General features: G+C 69.5%; 17 protein-coding genes. 2 read left to right on the top strand and 15 right to left on the bottom strand.

Annotated features, from left to right (window positions below):
- Positions 1 to 34: 34 nt before the first annotated feature.
- The 10 genes from N1032_RS05290 to hrcA form a co-directional block, all read right to left on the bottom strand.
- A complete protein-coding gene (locus tag N1032_RS05290; protein ID WP_259537895.1) occupies positions 35 to 1,711 on the bottom strand; it encodes a ribonuclease J in 1,677 nt (558 codons plus the stop codon).
- 92 nt (positions 1,712 to 1,803) lie between these two features.
- Entirely contained in the window at positions 1,804 to 2,781 is a 978-nt protein-coding gene (dapA, locus tag N1032_RS05285; RefSeq protein WP_259537894.1) for a 4-hydroxy-tetrahydrodipicolinate synthase, read from the bottom strand.
- Between the two features lie 47 nt (positions 2,782 to 2,828).
- Complete coding sequence (gene era / locus N1032_RS05280) at positions 2,829 to 3,740, bottom strand: GTPase Era (RefSeq protein WP_259537893.1); 912 nt, start codon at positions 3,738 to 3,740, stop codon at positions 2,829 to 2,831.
- Complete coding sequence (locus tag N1032_RS05275; RefSeq protein WP_259537892.1) at positions 3,737 to 5,062, bottom strand: hemolysin family protein; 1,326 nt, start codon at positions 5,060 to 5,062, stop codon at positions 3,737 to 3,739. Before N1032_RS05275 ends, era begins: the two co-directional genes overlap by 4 nt.
- Positions 5,059 to 5,526 carry an rRNA maturation RNase YbeY gene (gene ybeY, locus N1032_RS05270; RefSeq protein WP_259537891.1) on the bottom strand — a complete coding sequence of 156 codons (468 nt, stop codon included), beginning with the start codon at positions 5,524 to 5,526 and terminating at the stop codon, positions 5,059 to 5,061. Before ybeY ends, N1032_RS05275 begins: the two co-directional genes overlap by 4 nt.
- A 4-nt stretch (positions 5,527 to 5,530) precedes the next feature.
- Positions 5,531 to 6,523, bottom strand: coding sequence for a PhoH family protein (locus tag N1032_RS05265; RefSeq protein WP_259537998.1), 993 nt, complete (start codon positions 6,521 to 6,523; stop codon positions 5,531 to 5,533).
- Between the two features lie 61 nt (positions 6,524 to 6,584).
- The gene (locus N1032_RS05260) at positions 6,585 to 6,947 is read right to left on the bottom strand and encodes an HIT domain-containing protein (RefSeq protein WP_259537890.1); all 363 of its coding nucleotides are present in this window, start codon (positions 6,945 to 6,947) and stop codon (positions 6,585 to 6,587) included.
- A gap of 100 nt (positions 6,948 to 7,047) precedes the next feature.
- Positions 7,048 to 7,836: a 16S rRNA (uracil(1498)-N(3))-methyltransferase gene (locus N1032_RS05255; RefSeq protein WP_259537889.1), complete on the bottom strand. Its 789-nt coding sequence runs from the start codon at positions 7,834 to 7,836 to the stop codon at positions 7,048 to 7,050.
- A 7-nt stretch (positions 7,837 to 7,843) separates the two neighbouring features.
- Complete coding sequence (gene dnaJ / locus N1032_RS05250) at positions 7,844 to 8,953, bottom strand: molecular chaperone DnaJ (protein ID WP_259537888.1); 1,110 nt, start codon at positions 8,951 to 8,953, stop codon at positions 7,844 to 7,846.
- Positions 8,954 to 9,007: 54 nt separating this feature from the next.
- On the bottom strand, positions 9,008 to 10,042 hold the full coding sequence (gene hrcA, locus N1032_RS05245; protein ID WP_259537887.1) for a heat-inducible transcriptional repressor HrcA: 1,035 nt from the start codon (positions 10,040 to 10,042) through the stop codon (positions 9,008 to 9,010).
- A 197-nt stretch (positions 10,043 to 10,239) separates the two neighbouring features.
- On the opposite strand from hrcA, the gene N1032_RS28270 reads away from it, so the two are divergent.
- The gene (locus N1032_RS28270; RefSeq protein WP_310795921.1) at positions 10,240 to 10,755 is read left to right on the top strand and encodes a DUF4870 domain-containing protein; all 516 of its coding nucleotides are present in this window, start codon (positions 10,240 to 10,242) and stop codon (positions 10,753 to 10,755) included.
- Positions 10,756 to 10,858: 103 nt separating this feature from the next.
- On the opposite strand, the gene N1032_RS05235 is transcribed toward N1032_RS28270, so the two are convergent.
- The 4 genes from N1032_RS05235 to lepA form a co-directional block, all read right to left on the bottom strand.
- Positions 10,859 to 11,836: a hypothetical protein gene (locus N1032_RS05235; RefSeq protein ID WP_259537886.1), complete on the bottom strand. Its 978-nt coding sequence runs from the start codon at positions 11,834 to 11,836 to the stop codon at positions 10,859 to 10,861.
- 138 nt (positions 11,837 to 11,974) lie between these two features.
- Complete coding sequence (hemW, locus tag N1032_RS05230) at positions 11,975 to 13,195, bottom strand: radical SAM family heme chaperone HemW (RefSeq protein WP_259537885.1); 1,221 nt, start codon at positions 13,193 to 13,195, stop codon at positions 11,975 to 11,977.
- Positions 13,196 to 13,210: 15 nt separating this feature from the next.
- On the bottom strand, positions 13,211 to 13,930 hold the full coding sequence (locus tag N1032_RS05225; RefSeq protein ID WP_259537884.1) for a DUF1990 family protein: 720 nt from the start codon (positions 13,928 to 13,930) through the stop codon (positions 13,211 to 13,213).
- Positions 13,930 to 15,780, bottom strand: coding sequence for a translation elongation factor 4 (gene lepA, locus N1032_RS05220; RefSeq protein WP_259537883.1), 1,851 nt, complete (start codon positions 15,778 to 15,780; stop codon positions 13,930 to 13,932). The genes N1032_RS05225 and lepA overlap by 1 nt, the downstream gene beginning before the upstream one ends.
- 101 nt (positions 15,781 to 15,881) lie before the next feature.
- Here lepA and N1032_RS05215 point away from each other — a divergent pair, with 101 nt between their 5' ends.
- Positions 15,882 to 16,781, top strand: a complete 900-nt coding sequence (locus N1032_RS05215; RefSeq protein WP_259537881.1) for an NAD-dependent epimerase/dehydratase family protein — start codon at positions 15,882 to 15,884, stop codon at positions 16,779 to 16,781.
- 176 nt (positions 16,782 to 16,957) lie between these two features.
- On the opposite strand, the gene N1032_RS05210 is transcribed toward N1032_RS05215, so the two are convergent.
- Positions 16,958 to 17,959, bottom strand: coding sequence for a ketopantoate reductase family protein (locus tag N1032_RS05210; RefSeq protein WP_259537879.1), 1,002 nt, complete (start codon positions 17,957 to 17,959; stop codon positions 16,958 to 16,960).
- Positions 17,960 to 17,964: the final 5 nt, after the last annotated feature.

Here is a 17,964-nt window from a genome sequence, read left to right as displayed (position 1 = left end):
ACAACCCCCGGATGCCGCGCCAGCGACCGCGAGATCACGCCTCGATGACGAGCGGAACGATCATCGGACGACGACGGTAGCTCGTGTTCACCCACCGACCGACCGTGCGGCGCACGACCTGCTGCAGGGCGAAGGGCTCCCGCACGCCGTTCTGCGCCGCGTCGGCGAGAGCCGCGCTGATCTTGGGCTTCACCGCGTCGAAGACCCGCTCGTCTTCGGCGAACCCCTTCGCGTGGATCTCGGGGCCCACGACGATGCGCCCGGTCTGCGCCTCGACCACGACGATGATCGAGATGAAGCCCTCTTCGCCGAGGATGCGGCGGTCTTTCAGGTCGGCATCCGTGATCTCGCCCACCGTCGAACCGTCGACGTAGACGTAGCCGAGGTCGTGCTGCCCCACCACGGTCGCGACGCCGTTCTTCAGGTCGATGACGGTGCCGTCTTCGGCGATGAACGTGTTCTGCGGCGGCACTCCGGTCTCGACGGCCAGCTTCGCGTTCGCCACCAGGTGGCGGTATTCGCCGTGCACGGGCAGCACGTTCTTGGGCTTCAGGATGTTGTAGCAATAGAGCAGCTCGCCCGCGGCGGCATGGCCCGAGACGTGCACCTTGGCGTTGCCCTTGTGGATGACGTTGGCGCCGAGCTTGGTGAGGCCGTTGATGACGCGGTAGACCGCGTTCTCGTTGCCCGGGATGAGGCTCGAGGCCAGGATGACGGTGTCGCCCGGGCCCACCTCGATCTGGTGCTCGAGGTTGGCCATGCGCGAGAGCACGGCCATCGGCTCGCCCTGCGATCCGGTCGACATGTAGACGATCTTGTCGTCGGGGATGTCGCCGGCCTTCTTGAAGTCGACGAGCACCCCCTCGGGCACCTTGAGGTAGCCGAGATCGGCGGCGATGGTCATGTTGCGCACCATGGAGCGGCCGAGCAGCGCGACGCGACGGCCGTGCGCATGGGCGGCATCCAGCACCTGCTGAACGCGGTGCACGTGACTCGAGAAGCTCGCCACGATGACCCGACGCGGCGCGCGCTCGATGATCGACTCGAGCACCGGGCCGATGTCGCGCTCGAGCGGCGTGAAGCCGGGCACGTCGGCGTTGGTGGAGTCGACGAGGAACAGGTCGACGCCGGCCTCGCCGAGGCGGGCGAACGCGCGCAGGTCGGTGAGGCGGTCGTCGAGCGGCAGCTGGTCCATCTTGAAGTCGCCGGTGTGCAGCACCACGCCCGCGGCCGTCTTGATGGCGACGGCCAGCGCATCGGGGATGGAGTGGTTCACGGCCACGAACTCGCACTCGAACGGGCCGAGGTTCTCGACCTGACCCTCGCGCACGTCGAACGTGTAGGGGGTGATGCGGTGCTCTTTGAGCTTCGCCTCGACGAGGGCGAGCGTGAGGGCCGAGCCGATCAGCGGGATGTCCTCGCGCAGCTTCAGCAGGTAGGGTACGGCGCCGATGTGGTCTTCGTGGCCGTGGGTCAGCACGATGCCGACCACGTCGGCGAGGCGGTCGCGCACGACGCTGAAGTCGGGCAGGATCAGGTCGACGCCCGGCTGGTTCTCTTCGGGGAAGAGCACGCCGCAGTCGACGATGAGCAGCTTGCCCTCGTATTCGAACACGGTCATGTTGCGGCCGATCTCGCCGAGACCGCCGACCGGGGTGATTCGGAGTGTGCCGGCTTCGAGGGCGGGCGGATCTGCTATCGGGCTTTGCATGGGCCCTCCTTGATTGTCATGCAGTGCGTGGCTTCATGCTCACGCTGTGGCTGTGTGGCGCTGAGGGCGGGTGCCGGATGCCGCGGCGACCCTCAGCGGGTGGTGCCGGCGACCCTCGGCAGGGCACCGCCGGCGGCGGCGTTGCGGTCGGGCCGGAAGTTGCGGAGGTCGAGGCCGGGGATGCCCTGCACGAGGTCGATCTCGTTCTCGATCTCGGCGGCCTCCCACTCCTCGGGGCCGACGAGGGGCAGTCGCACACGCGGGCTGCCGATGCGGCCGAGGCCGTGCAGGATGTACTTCGCCGCGACGGTGCCGGGCACGTGCGTCATGATGGCGCGCACGAGCGGCTCGAGCGACTTGTGCGCCGCCGTGGCGGTGGCCAGGTCGCCGGCGTTGACCGCGTCGACGATCACGCGGTAGGGCCCGGGGGCCACGTTGGCGGTGACGCCGATGAGGCCGCTCGCGCCGATGGCGAGGTGCGGCAGCACGTTCGCGTCGTCGCCCGAGAAGTAGAGCAGGTCGGTCTGGTTGAGCACCCGGCTCACCTCGCTGAAGTCGCCCTTGGCGTCTTTCACCCCGAGGATGTTCGGGTGCTTCGACAGGCGCAGGATGGTCTCGTACTTGATCGGCACGCCGGTGCGCCCCGGGATGTCGTAGAGGATCACCGGCAGATCGGTCGCGTCGGCGATCATGCGGAAGTGGGTGAGGATGCCGGCCTGGGTGGGCTTGTTGTAATAGGGCGTGACGACGAGGTTGCCGTCGGCTCCCGCCTTCTCGCTCTGGCGGGCCAACTGCATCGCGTGGGCGGTCTCGTTCGAGCCGCCGCCCGTGATGATCTTCGCGCGGCCCGCGGCGACCTCTTTTCCGACCTCGACCAGACGGATCTTCTCGGGGTCGGTGAGGGTCGAGGTCTCGCCGGTGGTGCCCGACACGACGATGCCGTCGGCTCCCCCGGTGATCAGTTCGTCGATGAGCTTCTCCACCCCGGGCCAGTCGACTTCGCCGTCTGCCGTGAAGGGGGTGACCATGGCGACCAGCACTTGGCCGAATGGGTTCGATGCGTTAGACACGGTTACAGGCTATCGCCTCTCTCGTCGTGCAGATCTGAGCACCTCACTCAGAAGCCCAGCCGGCCGAGCAGCTTGGGGTCGCGCTGCCAGTCCTTGGCCACCTTGACCCGGATGTTGAGGTAGACCTGGCGCCCGAGCAGGGGCTCGATCTCGGCGCGCGCTCGCGACCCGACCTCGCCGAGCCGCGACCCTTTGGGGCCGATGATGATGCCCTTCTGACTGTCGCGCTCGACGAACAGGTTGGCGTAGATCTCGACCAGGTCGCGGTCTTCGCGCTCGGAGATGTCGTCGATGGTGACGGCGATCGAGTGCGGCAGCTCGTCACGCACGCCCTCGAGCGCCGCCTCGCGGATGAGCTCGGAGATGCGCGACTCGAGGCCTTCGTCGGTGATCTGGTCTTCGGGGTAGAGCTTCTCCGACCGCGGCAGCAGGCGGATCAGCTCGCTGATCAGCACGTCGAGCTGGATGGCGCTGGTCGCCGACACGGGGATCACGGTCTCCCAGTCGCGCAGCTCGGAGACGGCGAGCAGTTGCTCGCCCACCTGCTGCTTCGACGCCGAGTCGATCTTGGTGACGATCGCGATCTTCTTGGCGCCCGGGTACTGGTCGAGCTGGTCGTTGATGTAGCGGTCGCCCGGCCCGAGCTTCTCATCGGCCGGCAGGCAGAACCCGATCACGTCGACGTCGCCGAGCGTCGACTGCACGAGCGAGTTGAGCCGCTCACCGAGCAGCGTGCGCGGGCGGTGCATCCCCGGGGTGTCGACCACGATCACCTGGCCGGCCGGGTCGTGCACGATGCCCCGGATGGCCTGCCGCGTGGTCTGGGGCTTCGAACTCGTGATGGCGACCTTCTCGCCCACGAGCGCGTTGGTGAGGGTGGACTTGCCCACGTTGGGCCGGCCCACGAAGGTCACGAACCCCGCGCGGAAGTCGTCGGTGTCGCCCGATCGGTCGGTCATGCGTTCTCCTTGGTGCTGCTCTGGGACTCGCTCGCCCGTTGGTCGTCACGCGGTTCCGGATGCGCGTCGGGGTCGCGGCGCGCGATCACCGTCGAGAGGCGCTTGCGCCGGCCGTCGGTGCGGTCGGCGGTGAGCTCGAGGCCCGAGACGCGCGCCACCGAGCCGGCCACGGGCAGGCGGCCGAGCGTCTTCGACAGCAGCCCGCCGACGGAGTCGACGTCGTCGTCGTCGAGCTCGAGGTCGAACAGCTCGCCGAGTTCGTCGACCGGCAGCCGGGCGCTCACCCGGTAGCGGCCGTCGCCGAGGTCTTCGACCTCGACCACATCGCGATCGTATTCGTCGGAGATGTCGCCGACGAGTTCTTCGATCAGGTCTTCGAGGGTGACGAGACCGGCGATGCCGCCGTATTCGTCGACCACCATGGCGAGGTGGTTCGACTCCAGTTGCATCTGGCGCAGGGTGTCGTCGACCTTCTTCGACTCGGGGATGAACAGCGCGGGCCGCACCAGCTCGCGAACGGGCATGGTGTCGAGCTTCGTGGGTCGTTCGTAACTCAGCCGGGCCACGTCGCGCAGGTAGAGCACGCCGAGGATGCGGTCGACGTTGTCGTCTTCGACCACCGGGATGCGCGAGACGCCCTTGCTGAGGAACAGCCCGAGACCGTGCCCGACCGTGGCGTCGTCGTCGATGGTGACCATGTCGGTGCGCGGGATCATGACCTCGCGCACCACCGTGTCGTTGAACTCGATGATGGAGTGGATGAGCTCGCGGTCGTCTTCTTCGAGCACGTCGAGCTCGGTCGCCTCGTCGACCATGCTGAGCAGCTGCTCCTCTGACGAGAAGGTGCCCGACCTGGGCCGGCCGGGGGTGACCCGGTTGCCGATGGCGACCAGCGCGTTCGCGACCGGGCCGAGCACCACACGCACGAGGTGGACGGGGACGGCGCCGTAGCGCAGCACGCCACGTGAGTGCACGCGGCCGACGCTGCGCGGACTCGAGCCGACGAGCACGAACGACACCGCCGTCATGATGAGGGCCGAGAGCACGAGCGCGAGCCAGAGCACGTCGATCGAGAAGGCGAGTGCGATGGTGACGAGCACGGCCGCCGTGGTCTCGAACACGACGCGGGCGAAGTTCACGGCGTTGATGTGCGCACCGGGATCGTCGGCGATGGCCCGCAGCGACCGCTTGGCGCGGTAGCGGTCGGCCAGCTCGAGGATGTCGGATCGCGACAGCGACAGCACGGCCGAGTCGACGGCCGCGAAGAGACCGCCGAACGCCACGAGGACGAAGGCGGCGATCAGGAAGAAGACGATCGTCATGCCGGGCGGCGACGCTCGCTCATCGCGAAGCCGACGAGGATGTCGCGCTGGATGCCGAACATCTCCTTCTCCTCCTCGGGCTCGGCGTGGTCGAAGCCGAGAAGGTGGAGGATGCCGTGGGTGGTGAGCAGCAGCAGCTCTTCGAGCGTGGAGTGGCCGGCGGTCTGCGCCTGCGCCTCGGCCACCTGCGGGCAGAGCACGACGTCGCCAAGGAGACCGGCGGGGGTCGGGGCATCCTCGGTGCCGGGACGCAGTTCGTCCATCGGAAAGCTCAGCACGTCGGTGGGGCCCGGTTCGTCCATCCACTGCACGTGCAGTTGCTCCATGGCGGCCTCGTCGACGAGCACGATCGCGAGCTCGGCGTCGGGATGCACGTGCAGCTGGTCGAGCGCGTAGCTCGCCAGCCGCAGCAGCGCCGTCTCGTCGACCGGGATGGACGACTCGTTGTTGACCTCTATCGACACGGACCTACCTCTTGTTCCTGTTGTACCGGCGATCGCGGTCGTTGCTGTAGTCGGGCCCCTGGCCCGAGCGCTGCCGCTCGGCCATCTGCACCTGGTCGTAGCGGGTGTAGGCGTCGACGATCTGGCCGACGAGCGTGTGCCGCACCACGTCGGCGCTCGTGAGCGTGGCGAAGTGGATGTCGTCGAGCGAGCCGAGGATGCGGGTGACCACCTGCAGGCCGCTCGTACCCGTGGGCAGGTCGACCTGCGTGATGTCGCCCGTGACCACCATCTTCGAGCCGAAGCCGAGGCGGGTGAGGAACATCTTCATCTGCTCGGGAGTGGTGTTCTGCGCCTCGTCGAGCACGATGAACGAGTTGTTGAGCGTGCGGCCGCGCATGTAGGCCAACGGTGCCACCTCGATGGTTCCGGCGGCGAGCAGCTTCGGCACGATCTCGGGATCCATCATCTCGTTGAGCGCGTCGTAGAGCGGCCGGAGGTAGGGGTCGATCTTGTCGGTGAGGGTGCCGGGCAGGTAGCCCAGCCGCTCGCCGGCCTCGACCGCCGGACGGGTGAGGATGATGCGCTCGACCTCTTTGCGCTGCAGCGCCTGCACGGCCTTGGCCATGGCGAGGTAGGTCTTGCCGGTGCCGGCCGGACCGATTCCGAACACGATCGTGTTCTCGTCGATCGCGTCGACGTAGGCCTTCTGCCCTTGCGTCTTCGGGCGCACGCTCTTGCCGCGAGCGGTGAGGATCGCCTGGCTCAGCACCTCGGCCGGGCTCGCGCCGCGGTCGTTCTCGAGGATGCGCGCCGACGAGTTGACCTCGATCGGCGTGAGATCGTGGCCGCTGCGCACCATGACGAGCAGCTCTTCGACGAGGCGGCGCGCCGCGTCGACCTGGTCGGCGTCGCCGGCCAGCGTGATGTCGTTGCCGCGCACCAGCACGGAGACGAGGGGGAATTGCCGTTCGATGGTGGTGAGGAGGCGATCTTGCGGCCCCAGGAGCCGCACCATCTCGATGCCGTCGATGTGCAGGCGCGCTTCGGTGAGCGGGGTCTGCGGGGTGGGTGTTGCGTCAGCCCTTTCCAAGGGATCCTTCCTCGAGGCCGCCCCCGAGCACGTGAGCGTGCACGTGGAAGACGGTCTGCCCGGCACCTTGGCCGGTGTTGAAAATCAGTCTGAAGTCGCCACCGGTGAGTTCGGCGGCGAGGGAGTCGGCGACCTCGATCATCTCGGCGAGAAGGCCCGGGTCGCCCGCGGCCAGCTCGACCACGTTGCGGTATTGCTCGGTCTTCGGCACCACGAGCACGTGCACCGGCGCCTTGGGCGCGATGTCGGGGAAGGCGATGACCCGGTCGGTCTCGGCCAGGATGGTGGCCGGGATCTCTCGCGCGATGATGCGGCTGAAGATCGAGGGCGAATCGGTTTCGGTGGTCATGGCTCCATCTTAGTTTTGGCCGCACCGAAACCGGAGGGGTGGGGACAGGATCGCCCACGGGGTTCGCTACGGGCGTGCTGTGGAGAAGTGGATGTGACGGCTACCACCGGCCGAGGGCGACGTTCAGCACGGCGAGCGCGGCGGGTCCCGCGCTCGAGGTGCGCAACACCTCGTCGCCGAGCCGCACGATCTCGGCCCCGGCATCGGCGAGCCGCTCGAGCTCGCGGGGCGAGATGCCGCCTTCGGGACCCACCACGAGCGCGATCGGGGTGGCGGTGGCCGCGGCATCCGTCGTTCTCCCCGCGCGGGGAACGCCCGACTCCTCGCCCAGACCGGCCACCTCGGTCAGCCGCACGGTGGCGGTCGGCTCGAGCACGAGCATCCGGAATTCTGCGGCCGATCGCGCCAGTGCACCGGTGTCGACGAGGTCGCCCACCGTCGGCACGTGCGGCCGGATCGACTGCTTCGCCGCCTCGCGAACGATGCTCGACCAGCGCTCGATGCCCTTGGCCACCTTGGGGCCCGTCCAGCGCGAGATCGAGCGCTCGGCCTGCCACGGCAGCACCGCGGAGACGCCGAGTTCGGTCGCCGTCTGGATGGCCAGCTCGTCGCGGTCGCCCTTCGCGAGGGCCTGCACGAGCAGCACCAGCGGGCGGGGCTCCGGATGCTCGACCGCGGCCTCGACCACGATCTCGAGCAGCTTGGGTTCCGCGCGCGTCACCACGCCGTGCAGCACGAGGCCGCGGCCGTCGCCGATCGACGTCTGCTCCCCGACGCGCAGGCGGCTGACCGTCGCGGCGTGCCGCGCCTCGTCACCCGTGAGCTGCACGACGTCGCCGACGCCGTGAGGCACGGCCCGGAGGTCGTCGCGCAGGAAGAGCGAGCTCATCGACCGGTCACACGTTGAGGAAGCGGTCGCGCAGCTTCGCGAACAGTCCCTGCTGGAAGTGACCGAGGCTCGGCGCCGGGTATTTGTGCGCCGACGCGAGCTGCTTGATCAGCTCCTTCTGCTTGTGGTCGAGCTTCGTCGGGGTGACGACCTGGATGCCGACCCGCAGATCGCCGCGGCCGTTGCCCCGCAGGTGCGTGACCCCGCGGCCCTTCACCGTGAGCACCTCGGCGCTCTGGGTGCCGGGCTTGATCTCGATCTCGATGTCGCCGTCGAGGGCCTCCACCTTGGCGGTGGTGCCGAGCACGGCATCCCACATCTGCACCTCGAGGGTGCAGAGCAGGTCGTCGTCGTTGCGCGAGAAGACCTCGTGGTGCTTGACCTTCATCTCGAGGTAGACGTCGCCCTGGGGGCCGCCGGCGGGGCCGACCTCGCCCTGGCCGGGCAGCTGGAGGCGGAGGCCGGTGTCGACGCCGGCCGGGATGTCGACCGGGATGGTGCGGCGGGCACGAACGCGGCCCTGGCCCTGGCAGGTGGGGCACGGGTTCGGGATGACGGTGCCGTAGCCGCGGCAGGTGCCGCAGGGCGCGCTCGTCACGACGTTGCCGAGCAGCGACCGCACGGTGCGCTGGATCGAGCCGGAGCCGCCGCAGATGTCGCACGTGACGGGCGAGGTGCCCGGCTGGCAGCACGAGCCGTTGCAGGTCTCGCACACCACGGCGGTGTCGACCTCGAGGTCGCGGTGGGTGCCGAAGATGACCTCGCCGAGGTCGACCTCCACCCGCAGCAGGGCGTCTTGACCGCGCTCGGCGCGCGACTTCGGGCCGCGTGAACCGCCGCCCTGGCCGCCGAAGAAGGTCTCGAAGATGTCGCCGAAGCCACCGAAGCCGCCTCCCCCGCCCCCGAAGGTGGGCTGGGGGCCGCGGTCGTAGTCGCGACGCTGGCCCGGGTCGCTCAGCACGTCGTAGGCGTGGGTGACCTGCTTGAACTTCTCTTGCGCATCCGGGCTCGGATTGACGTCGGGGTGCAGCTCGCGGGCGAGTCTGCGGTAAGCCTTCTTGATCTCTTCGGGAGTCGCTTCGCGCGAGACGCCGAGCACGTCGTAATGGTCAGCCACCAGGGGCTTCTCCTTTGTTCGGTGAGGTTCGTTGAGCGTGGCGAGGGAGACCGGTCAGTTCGCGCTGCCCGACTCCCCGAGAGTGCGGGAGAGATAGCGCGCGACCGCGCGCACCGCCGAGATGTTGCTCGAGTAGTCCATGCGGGTGGGGCCGAGCACGCCGAGCCGGGCGATCGACGAGCCGATGCCGCTGTAGCCCGAGGCGAGGATGGAGGTCTCGCCGAGGCCGAACGACTCGTTCTCGCGGCCGATGCTGACGGTGACGCCGCGCTGATCGGCTTCCATCTCGCTGAACAGGCGCAGCAGCACCACCTGCTCCTCGACCGCTTCGAGCACCGGGAGGATGCTGCCGTGGAAGTCGTCTTCGGTGCGCACCAGGTTGGCGGCCCCGGCGATCAGCAGCTTCTCCTGGCGGTTCGCGGAGACCTGCTCGTGGAGGGTCGCGGCCACCACGTCGACGATCGGCGCGCGATCGGCGGGGAAGCGGTCGGAGACGCCGGTGAGCGCGGCGGCCGCCTCGGTGAGGCCGAGCCCGCCGACGGCCTCGTTGAAGCGCAGTCGCAGGTCGGAGATGAGGGCGTCGTCGAGCTCGGCCGGCACGTCGACCACGCGCTGCTCGACGTGGCCGCCGTCGGTGATCATCACCGTCATCAGCCGGCGCGGCGTGAGCGCGACGACCTCGATGTGGCGAACGCGGGCCTGCGAGAGGGAGGGGTATTGCACGAGCGCGACCTGGCGGGTGAGCTGCGAGAGCAGGCGCACGGTGCGGGCCAGAACGTCGTCGACGTCGACCGACGAGCCGAGGAAGGTCTCGATGGCATGGCGCTGCGCCGGCGAGAGGGGGCGCAGGTCGGAGAGGTGGTCGACGAAGAGGCGGTAGCCCTTGTCGGTGGGCACGCGGCCCGACGAGGTGTGGGGCGCGGTGATGAGCTCTTCTTCTTCGAGCAGCGCCATGTCGTTGCGGATGGTGGCGGCCGACACGCCGAACGAGTGGCGCTCGGCGATGCTCTTCGAGCCGACCGGCTCACGCGAGGCGACATAGTCTTGAACGATCACGCGGAGCACTTCGAGGCTGCGTTCTGAGACCATCCGCAACACCGTCCTTTCGTGCGTGTCGCCCGATGAACGCGGATTGGCACTCGCATCACCGGAGTGCCAATTATATCCCGCATCAGGCCCTCGATGTTCCGGACACCCTGAGTGAAAATCATTGCCGCCCGACACACCGGGCGCTATCTTGTGTCTGAGCACGAGCCCGTGCACCCACGTCTGAAAGGCGCGAGACCATGACTGACCCCAACGCGACACCGCCGTACGACCCGGCCTCCGGCCAGCCGACTCCGGGCGCCGGGCAGCCGACGCCTCCTCCGGGCTATCAGGCACCGCCGCCCGGATACCAGGCCCCGCCTCCCGGCTACCAGACGCCGCCTCCCGGCTACCAGGGCGCACCGGCCGCTCCGCTCAGCCCCGCCGAAGACAAGCAGTGGGCCATGCTCGCGCAGCTCGGCGGCATCCTGGGCTGGATTCCGCCGCTCATCATCTGGCTGATCTTCAAAGACCGCGGGCCCCTCACCAACCAAGAGGGCAAGGAGTCGCTGAACTTCCAGATCACGGTGGCGATCTTCGTGGTGGGCCTCTACATCATCGGCACCATCACGGCGTTCATCTTCATCGGCTTCCTGTTCTACTTCCTCGCGTGGGCCGTGCAGATCGTGGGCCTCATCTTCGCGATCATCGCGGGCGTGAAGGTCAACCAGGGCGGCACCTACCGCTACTTCTTCAACTTCCGCTTCATCAAGTAGCCCGCCTCCCCCTCCTCCTCTTTTCGCCGAGTTGCGCCAAAGTGACCTTCCGCGGGCCGCGGATGGTCACTTTGGCGCAATTCAGCTGAGGGGGCGGGGTCAGTCAGCTGAGGGGGCGGGTCCAGCCACGGGAGCGTAGGGCCCGCTCGACGCGAGCGGCCTCGACGGAGAGGCGGGCCAGCCCGTCTTTGCGGATGCGCACCACGATCTCGCCGGCCATCTGGAAGTCCTCGATGCGGCGCTCGTCGCGGGCGTACTGCTCGTCGTCGGTGCGATGCTGCTCCCCGTCGTACTCGACGATCACGCGGAAGTCGGGGAACCTCATGTCGGCGCGACCGATGAAGTTCCCGTTGCGATCCAGCACCGGCTCGTTGAGAACCGGCTCGGGCAACAACTTCCGCACGATGGCGAGACGCACCAGGGTCTCAGGCCGCGACTCGGCGCCGTCTCTCACGAGCTCCAGCGCGACGCGCGCCACCGCATTGCCGCGGCGCCGGAAGCCCGACTGCACCCGGCGAGCCAGGTCGTCGATCGAGAGGTAGGGCCGATCCGGGCCACCATCGTGGCGGGGGACGTACACGAGGTGGTCACCCGCCGCGACCAGGTCGTCGAGACCCCGGATGTCGCCACTCACGCGATCCGACCTCGTCATCACCGCCGCCAGGTCGCACCAGGTGGAGGCGGCGTCCGAGACGGGCAGTCCGTGCCGCATCACCACGCGCACGGAGTCAGGATCGACTCGGTGCCCGATCACCCCGCGACCTGAGACCGCGCGGCTCGGCGCCATCGTGGAGACGTGCAGGGCGGCATCCGCTCGGTCGAAGCGGCTCGGGAGCGGGCAGCCCCAGAGCTGCGCGGCGGTCGTGTGGCTGAAGAAGTCGCCCGGGCGCAGGCGCTCGGCGTAGGCGAGGCACCGGTCGTGCAGGGTGACGAGTGCGCCGCGGCGGCTGCGCACCCCGTGGAACGGACGCTCGAGATCGGCCCCCAGCATGCGCTTCGTGGTCAGGCCGGCGTCGCGCCCCGCCTCGACACTGAAGGGCGTGGCCGCGAGTTCCTCGGGGAGTTCGATCTTCTTGGGCATCGCGCCATCCTGCCCCACCCCGCGCCCGCCTGCAGAAGTTCTCCACAGCCCCCGCCGAGTTGCGCCAAAGTGACCGAAAATGCGGCGTGGATGGTCACTTTGGCGCAACTCGGCGGAGGGGGAGGAGGAGGAGGGGGGTTAGGTGAGGCGGCGGACCACGGCGTCGGCCAGGAGGCGGCCGCGCAGGGTGAGGTCGACGGTGCCACGCAGGGCGGCGGCACCGTCGATGAGTCCGTCGGCGATGAGGCCCGCGATCTCGTGCCGGGCGGCATCCGGCAGCGTCTCGATTCGCAGGGCGCCGCGCACCCGGCTGAGCAGCAGCACGCGCTCGAGCTCGCGCGCCGAGGCATCGATGGTCTCGCGGCCGGCGGCGGGCGACTCCCCCGCGGCGATGCGGTCGGCGTAGGCCGACGGATGCTTGACGTTCCACCAGCGGGTCTCGCCCACGTAGCTGTGCGACCCCGGCCCGATGCCCCACCAGTCGCTGCCCACCCAGTAGCCGAGGTTGTGGCGCGACCGGGTCGCCGCGTCGCGCGACCAGTTGCTCACCTCGTACCACCCGTAGCCCGCGCTCGAAAGGGCGGCATCTGCCAGCTCGTACATGTCGGCCTGCAGGTCGTCGGAGGGCTGAGCGACCGCCCCCGAGCGGATCTGCCGGGCCAACTTCGTGCCGGCCTCGACGATGAGCGCATAGGCCGACACGTGGTCGGGATCGTTGGCGAGCACCGTGTCGAGCGATCGCTGCCAGTCGCCGAGCGTCTCACCCGGGGTGCCGTAGATGAGGTCGAGGCTGACCTGCAGGCCGGCATCCTTCGCCCATCGCACGACGTCGGGGATGCGCTCCGGATCGTGGGTGCGCTCGAGGGTGGCCAGCACGCTCGGCACGGCCGACTGCATGCCGAAGCTCACCCGGGTGAACCCGGCGTCGGCCAGGGTGCGCAGGTAGGCCGCGTCGACCGAGTCGGGGTTGGCCTCGGTGGTGACCTCGGCGCCGGGCGCGAGCCCCCAGGTGTCGCGAGCGGCCCGGAGCATGTCGGCGAGTTGCGCCGCCGGCAGGAGGGTGGGGGTGCCGCCGCCGAAGAAGACGGTCGAGAGGGGCCGGTCGGCGACTCCGGATGCCGCGAGCGCACCGGCCGCGAACCGCATCTCCTCGATCGCCTGCTCGGAGTAGTCGGCCTGGCGCGCGCCGCGCAGCTCGGTGGCCGTGTAGGTGTTGAAGTCGCAGTAGCCGCAGCGCACGCGGCAGAACGGCACGTGCACGTAGAGCCCGAACGCGCGGTCGGCCGATGCTGAGGCGTGCGCGAGCGGCAGGAGTCCGTCGGCGGGTGCCGGGTCGCCGAGCGGGAGGGTGGAGGGCATGTCGGGGCTCTCGGCCTAGGCCCGGGCGCCCTTGCTGGGCATCAGTGCCCGCAGGTAGCGCTTGGTGGTGCGGGCCTGCATGATGCGCACGACCGGGTAGCCCAGGCGGTAGAACCAGGTGCTCGGGCGTGAGAACGCGCGCACGACGATCCAGACCGAGTCGTCGGAGAGGTGCTCGACCACGAAGCTCTCCTCGCCCGACGCGGGGTGGCCGGGCAGCGTGCCGTAGGCGAACCCGATGCGGCCCGGTTCGTTGACCAGGTAGACGACGCGCACCGGTGCGCGGAAACGCAGGCCGAGCACCGAGGTCGCCAAGACGGCGGTGGTGCCGGCCGACACGAGCGGCGTGCCGTCTTCGCCGTAGGCCTGCTCCGGATGCGCCGAGCGGGCTGCGAGCGGAGCGCCGAAGTCGTCGTAGACGAGACCCGCGTAGTCGGTGTCGGTGGGCGCGGGCGGGCGCACGTCGCCCACGCCGATGCCGGCTCCGCGCTGCACACCCCAGGCCATCAGCTTCGCGGCCGCGGTCTCGAACCGGGCCGTGCCGCTGCCGAGGCGTGCCCGGCGCTCGATCGGGCGGAACCCGCGCGGCGGGAAGTAGAGCAGATCGGGCGCCTGGGTCGCGCCGACGGCCGCGTAGGTCAGCGCGACGGCGGCTCGCGGGTCGTCGCCCTGCAGGGCTGCCGCACGCGTCGAGCGCATCGGTCCCCCGGCTCGAGGCGAATCGACGTCGACCATTACTTCTTGTCTTTCTTCTCGACGTCTCCCGAGAGCGCCGCGATGAACGCCTCCTGCGGCACCTCGACGCGGCCCACCATCTTCATGCGCTTCTTGCCCTCTTTCTGCTTCTCGAGCAGCTTGCGCTTGCGGGTGATGTCTCCGCCGTAGCACTTGGCCAGAACGTCTTTGCGCATGGCGCGGATCGACTCGCGCGCGATGATGCGGGCGCCGATGGCGGCCTGGATCGGCACCTCGAACTGCTGGCGCGGGATCAGCTCGCGCAGCCGCCCGGTCATCAGCACGCCGTAGGCGTAGGCCTTGTCGCGGTGCACGATGGCGCTGAAGGCGTCGACCTGCTCGCCTTGCAGCAGGATGTCGACCTTCACCAGGTCGGCCTCCTGCTCGCCGGCCGGTTCGTAGTCGAGCGAGGCGTAGCCCGCCGTCTTCGACTTGAGGTTGTCGAAGAAGTCGAACACGATCTCGCCGAGCGGCATGGTGTATTTGATCTCGACCCGGTCTTCGCCGAGGTAGTCCATGCCCTGCAGCGTGCCGCGGCGGCCCTGGCAGAGCTCCATGATGGTGCCGACGTAGTCTTTCGGCGCCAGGATGGCCGCGTTCACCACGGGCTCCTTGACGCTCACGATCTTGCCGCCGGGGAACTCGCTCGGGTTGGTGACCGTGACGGTCTTCTTGTCTTCGGTCGTCACCTCGTAGATCACGCTCGGAGCGGTGGCGATGAGGTCGAGGTCGAACTCGCGCTCGAGCCGCTCGGTGATGATCTCGAGGTGAAGCAGGCCGAGGAACCCGCAGCGGAACCCGAAACCCAGAGCCACGGATGTCTCGGGCTCGTAGACCAGGGCCGCATCGCTGAGCTTCAGCTTGTCGAGCGCCTCGCGGAGCACCGGGTAGTCGCTGCCGTCGATCGGGTAGAGACCCGAGAACACCATCGGCAGCGGCTCGGTATAGCCGGGCAGCGCCACCGTGGCGGGCTTCGCGGCGGTGGTGACGGTGTCGCCGACCTTCGACTGGCGCACGTCTTTCACACCCGTGATGAGGTAGCCGACCTCGCCGACGCCGAGACCCTTCGACGGCGTGGGCTCCGGGCTGGAGACACCGATCTCGAGGATCTCGTGCGTGGCCCGGGTCGACATCATCTGGATGCGCTCGCGCGGGCTCAGGTGGCCGTCGATCATGCGCACATAGGTGATGACACCACGGTAGGCGTCATAGACGGAGTCGAAGATCATGGCGCGGGCGGCGGCATCCGGATCTCCGACGGGAGCGGGAATCAGCTCGACGACCCGGTCGAGCAGGTCTTCGACGCCGAGGCCGGTCTTGCCACTGACGCGCAGCACGTCGTCGGGGTCGCCGCCGATGAGGCTCGCGAGCTCTTTGGCATATTTGTCGGGGTCGGCCGCCGGCAGGTCGATCTTGTTGAGCACCGGGATGATGGTGAGGTCGTTCTCGAGGGCGAGGTAGAGGTTCGCGAGGGTCTGGGCCTCGATGCCCTGCGCGGCGTCGACGAGCAGGATGGCGCCCTCGCACGCGGCGAGGCTGCGGCTGACCTCGTAGCTGAAGTCGACGTGCCCGGGGGTGTCGATCATGTTGAGGGCGAAGGTGTCGCCGCCGACCGACCAGGGCATGCGCACGGCCTGGCTCTTGATGGTGATGCCGCGCTCGCGCTCGATGTCCATGCGGTCGAGGTATTGGGCGCGCATGTCGCGGTCGCTCACGATCCCGGTGATGCCGAGCATGCGGTCGGCGAGAGTGGACTTGCCGTGGTCGATGTGCGCGATGATGCAGAAGTTGCGGATGAATGCGGGGTCTGTGGAGGCGGGTTCAAGCGCCTTCAGTGATTTGGGGCTCACGCATTCCTCTGGGTAATTCGCCTCGGTCGTTCGGCGAAACTTCGCGACGTCCTATTCTGCCACGTCTTCCGTGAGGCGCCGCCGGGCGCTTGAATTGCCTGATGGCCATCTTTCTCACCGGCGCGACCGGTTTCATCGGATCTGCAGTTCTTCGCCAGCTACGCGACCAGGGGCGGGATGTCGCCGCGCTGGTGCGCTCCCCCGAGGCGGCACGGGAGGTCGAGGCGCTGGGCGCGACCGCGGTGCTCGGCACTCTCACCGACACCGAGCTGATCGCGCACGAGGCGCTCGAGAGCGACGGGGTGATCCATCTCGCGTCGCCCGGCGACGAGTCCAGCGCGGCGACCGACGACGCCTTCGTTTCGGCGGTGTTCTCGGGGCTCGAAGGCAGCGACAAGCCGTATGTGCACACCGGGGGCATCTGGGTGTTCGGGTCGGGGTCGTCGATCACCGAGCGCACGCCGTTCGACCCGCCCGCGCTGACCGCCTGGCGGCTGCCGGTGGAGGCGCGGGTGCGCGCCGCGTCGGGCATCAAGACGAGCATCATCGCGCCGGGGATCGTGTTCGGCTACGGGCAGGGCATCCCGACGGTGATCTCCGACGCTCCCCGCGGGTCGGGCGTCGCGCCGGCCCTGCAGCTGATCGGCGACGGCTCGCAGCACTGGACCACCGTGCACGTCGACGACCTGGCGTCGCTCTACCTGCTCGCCTTCGATCTCGCCGATGCCGGGTCGTATTACATCGGCGCGAGCGGGCAGAACCCGACCGTGCGGTCGCTCGGAGAGGCGGCAGCGGATGCCGCCGGGCTCGACGGCCGCGTGGAGGCCTCGTCGGTGGAGGAGACGCGGGCACGCCTGGGCGCGGGGTTCGCCGACGCGCTGCTGCTCGACCAGCAGGCCTCGGGATCGGCGGCGCGGATCGACCTGGGCTGGGAGCCGAACGGGCCGTCGCTCGTCGACGAGCTGCGGTCGGGCTCGTACGCGCCCGCGGCGGCGGCCTGAGGCCGCGCCGGGCGCGTCGGCCGCGCCGCTGCGCCGACGGCTGCGTCGAGAAGTCACTTTTCGTTGCGAAGGGGCCGGTTCTTGACCGAAAAGTGACTTCTCGGCGGGGGCTCTGGGCGGGGTGCGGGTGCGGGGGTTGTGGGCGCGTGCGGGGGCTCGGCGGCCGGCGCGAGGGCTCAGCGCGTGAGCGGGATGGCCCGGGCGACCTCGTCGGGCGTGAGGAACGTGCCCTCGGCCTCGACGCGGTGCACCAGCGCCACGAGGGCGGCGTTGAGAGGGGCGCGGGAGCCGGCATCCGTCGCCGCGGCGACCACGGCACCGTTGAGGTGATCGATCTCGGTGAGCTGCCCGCGGCGGATGCTCTGCAGGGTCGATCCCGGGTTGGGGGTGGCCCCCATGCGGCGACCCATCAGGCGCGGCAGCAGTCGCGCGATCGGCCGCGGAGCCCGCGCGAAGGCCGCCAGCAGGGGGTCGCTCAGGCCGAGCAGGGTCTCGAAGCGCACCCCGCGACGACGCGCGACCCCGACGGCCTCGAGCATGCTGGCCGTGAGCACGGCTCGCAGGCGGCGATCGGCGATGGTCTGCTGCACTGAGAGCCCGGTGATGGCGGGTAGGGCGTTGATCTGGTTGACGATGAGCTTCGTCCACTGGGCGCCGGTGAAGTTGGGGGTGACCTCGACGGGCATGAAGGCTCCGAGGGTCTGGCGGGCCAGCTCGAGCACGGAGTCGGGGGTCGCGGGCAGGCGGCCGAGGTAGGTCGAGGCGGGGGTGGTGATCTCGACCTCGCCCGGCGAGAGGTACGACGCGGCGAACAACGCGAGCGCACCGACGACAGGGGTCGTGGGCAGGTGGGCGGCCGCCGCCTCGGCGCCACCCAAGCCGTTCTGCACGACGACGAGCGGCACCCCGTCGAGGTGGGCGGCGTTCGCGTCGAGTGCCGCCGCGGCATCCTGGGCCTTCACGGCCAGCACCGCCAGATCGGGCTTCGCCCCGAGAACAGCGGATGCTTGCACGCGCGCGGTGTGCTCGCCCCAGTGTCCGCGCAGGTGCAGGCCCTGGGCGCGAATGGCGTCGAGCTGGGCGCCGCGGGCGGTCACCGACACCTCGTGGCCGGCGCGGTCGGCGAGCGCGGCGATCACCCCGCCGACAGCCCCGGCGCCGATGACGGCGATCTTCATCGGGG

The sequence above is a fragment of the Herbiconiux daphne genome (assembly GCF_024979295.1).
Classification (GTDB): domain Bacteria; phylum Actinomycetota; class Actinomycetes; order Actinomycetales; family Microbacteriaceae; genus Herbiconiux; species Herbiconiux daphnes.
Note: the sequence above shows the minus strand (reverse complement) of the source record. Positions and strands in the feature narration are given on the sequence as shown.

Bases quoted from the DNA above. Each gene is read 5' to 3' on its own strand.
- N1032_RS05290 (WP_259537895.1), bottom strand. From the start codon at position 1,711: ATGCAAAGCCCGATAGCAGATCCGCCCGCCCTCGAAGCCGGCACACTC.
- era (WP_259537893.1), bottom strand. From the start codon at position 3,740: ATGACCGACCGATCGGGCGACACCGACGACTTCCGCGCGGGGTTCGTG.
- N1032_RS05275 (WP_259537892.1), bottom strand. From the start codon at position 5,062: ATGACGATCGTCTTCTTCCTGATCGCCGCCTTCGTCCTCGTGGCGTTC.
- N1032_RS05265 (WP_259537998.1), bottom strand. From the start codon at position 6,523: ATGGTGCGGCTCCTGGGGCCGCAAGATCGCCTCCTCACCACCATCGAA.
- N1032_RS05260 (WP_259537890.1), bottom strand. From the start codon at position 6,947: ATGACCACCGAAACCGATTCGCCCTCGATCTTCAGCCGCATCATCGCG.
- N1032_RS05255 (WP_259537889.1), bottom strand. From the start codon at position 7,836: ATGAGCTCGCTCTTCCTGCGCGACGACCTCCGGGCCGTGCCTCACGGC.
- hrcA (WP_259537887.1), bottom strand. From the start codon at position 10,042: ATGGTCTCAGAACGCAGCCTCGAAGTGCTCCGCGTGATCGTTCAAGAC.
- N1032_RS28270 (WP_310795921.1), top strand. From the start codon at position 10,240: ATGACTGACCCCAACGCGACACCGCCGTACGACCCGGCCTCCGGCCAG.
- N1032_RS05235 (WP_259537886.1), bottom strand. From the start codon at position 11,836: ATGCCCAAGAAGATCGAACTCCCCGAGGAACTCGCGGCCACGCCCTTC.
- hemW (WP_259537885.1), bottom strand. From the start codon at position 13,195: ATGCCCTCCACCCTCCCGCTCGGCGACCCGGCACCCGCCGACGGACTC.
- N1032_RS05225 (WP_259537884.1), bottom strand. From the start codon at position 13,930: ATGGTCGACGTCGATTCGCCTCGAGCCGGGGGACCGATGCGCTCGACG.
- N1032_RS05215 (WP_259537881.1), top strand. From the start codon at position 15,882: ATGGCCATCTTTCTCACCGGCGCGACCGGTTTCATCGGATCTGCAGTT.
- N1032_RS05210 (WP_259537879.1), bottom strand. From the start codon at position 17,959: ATGAAGATCGCCGTCATCGGCGCCGGGGCTGTCGGCGGGGTGATCGCC.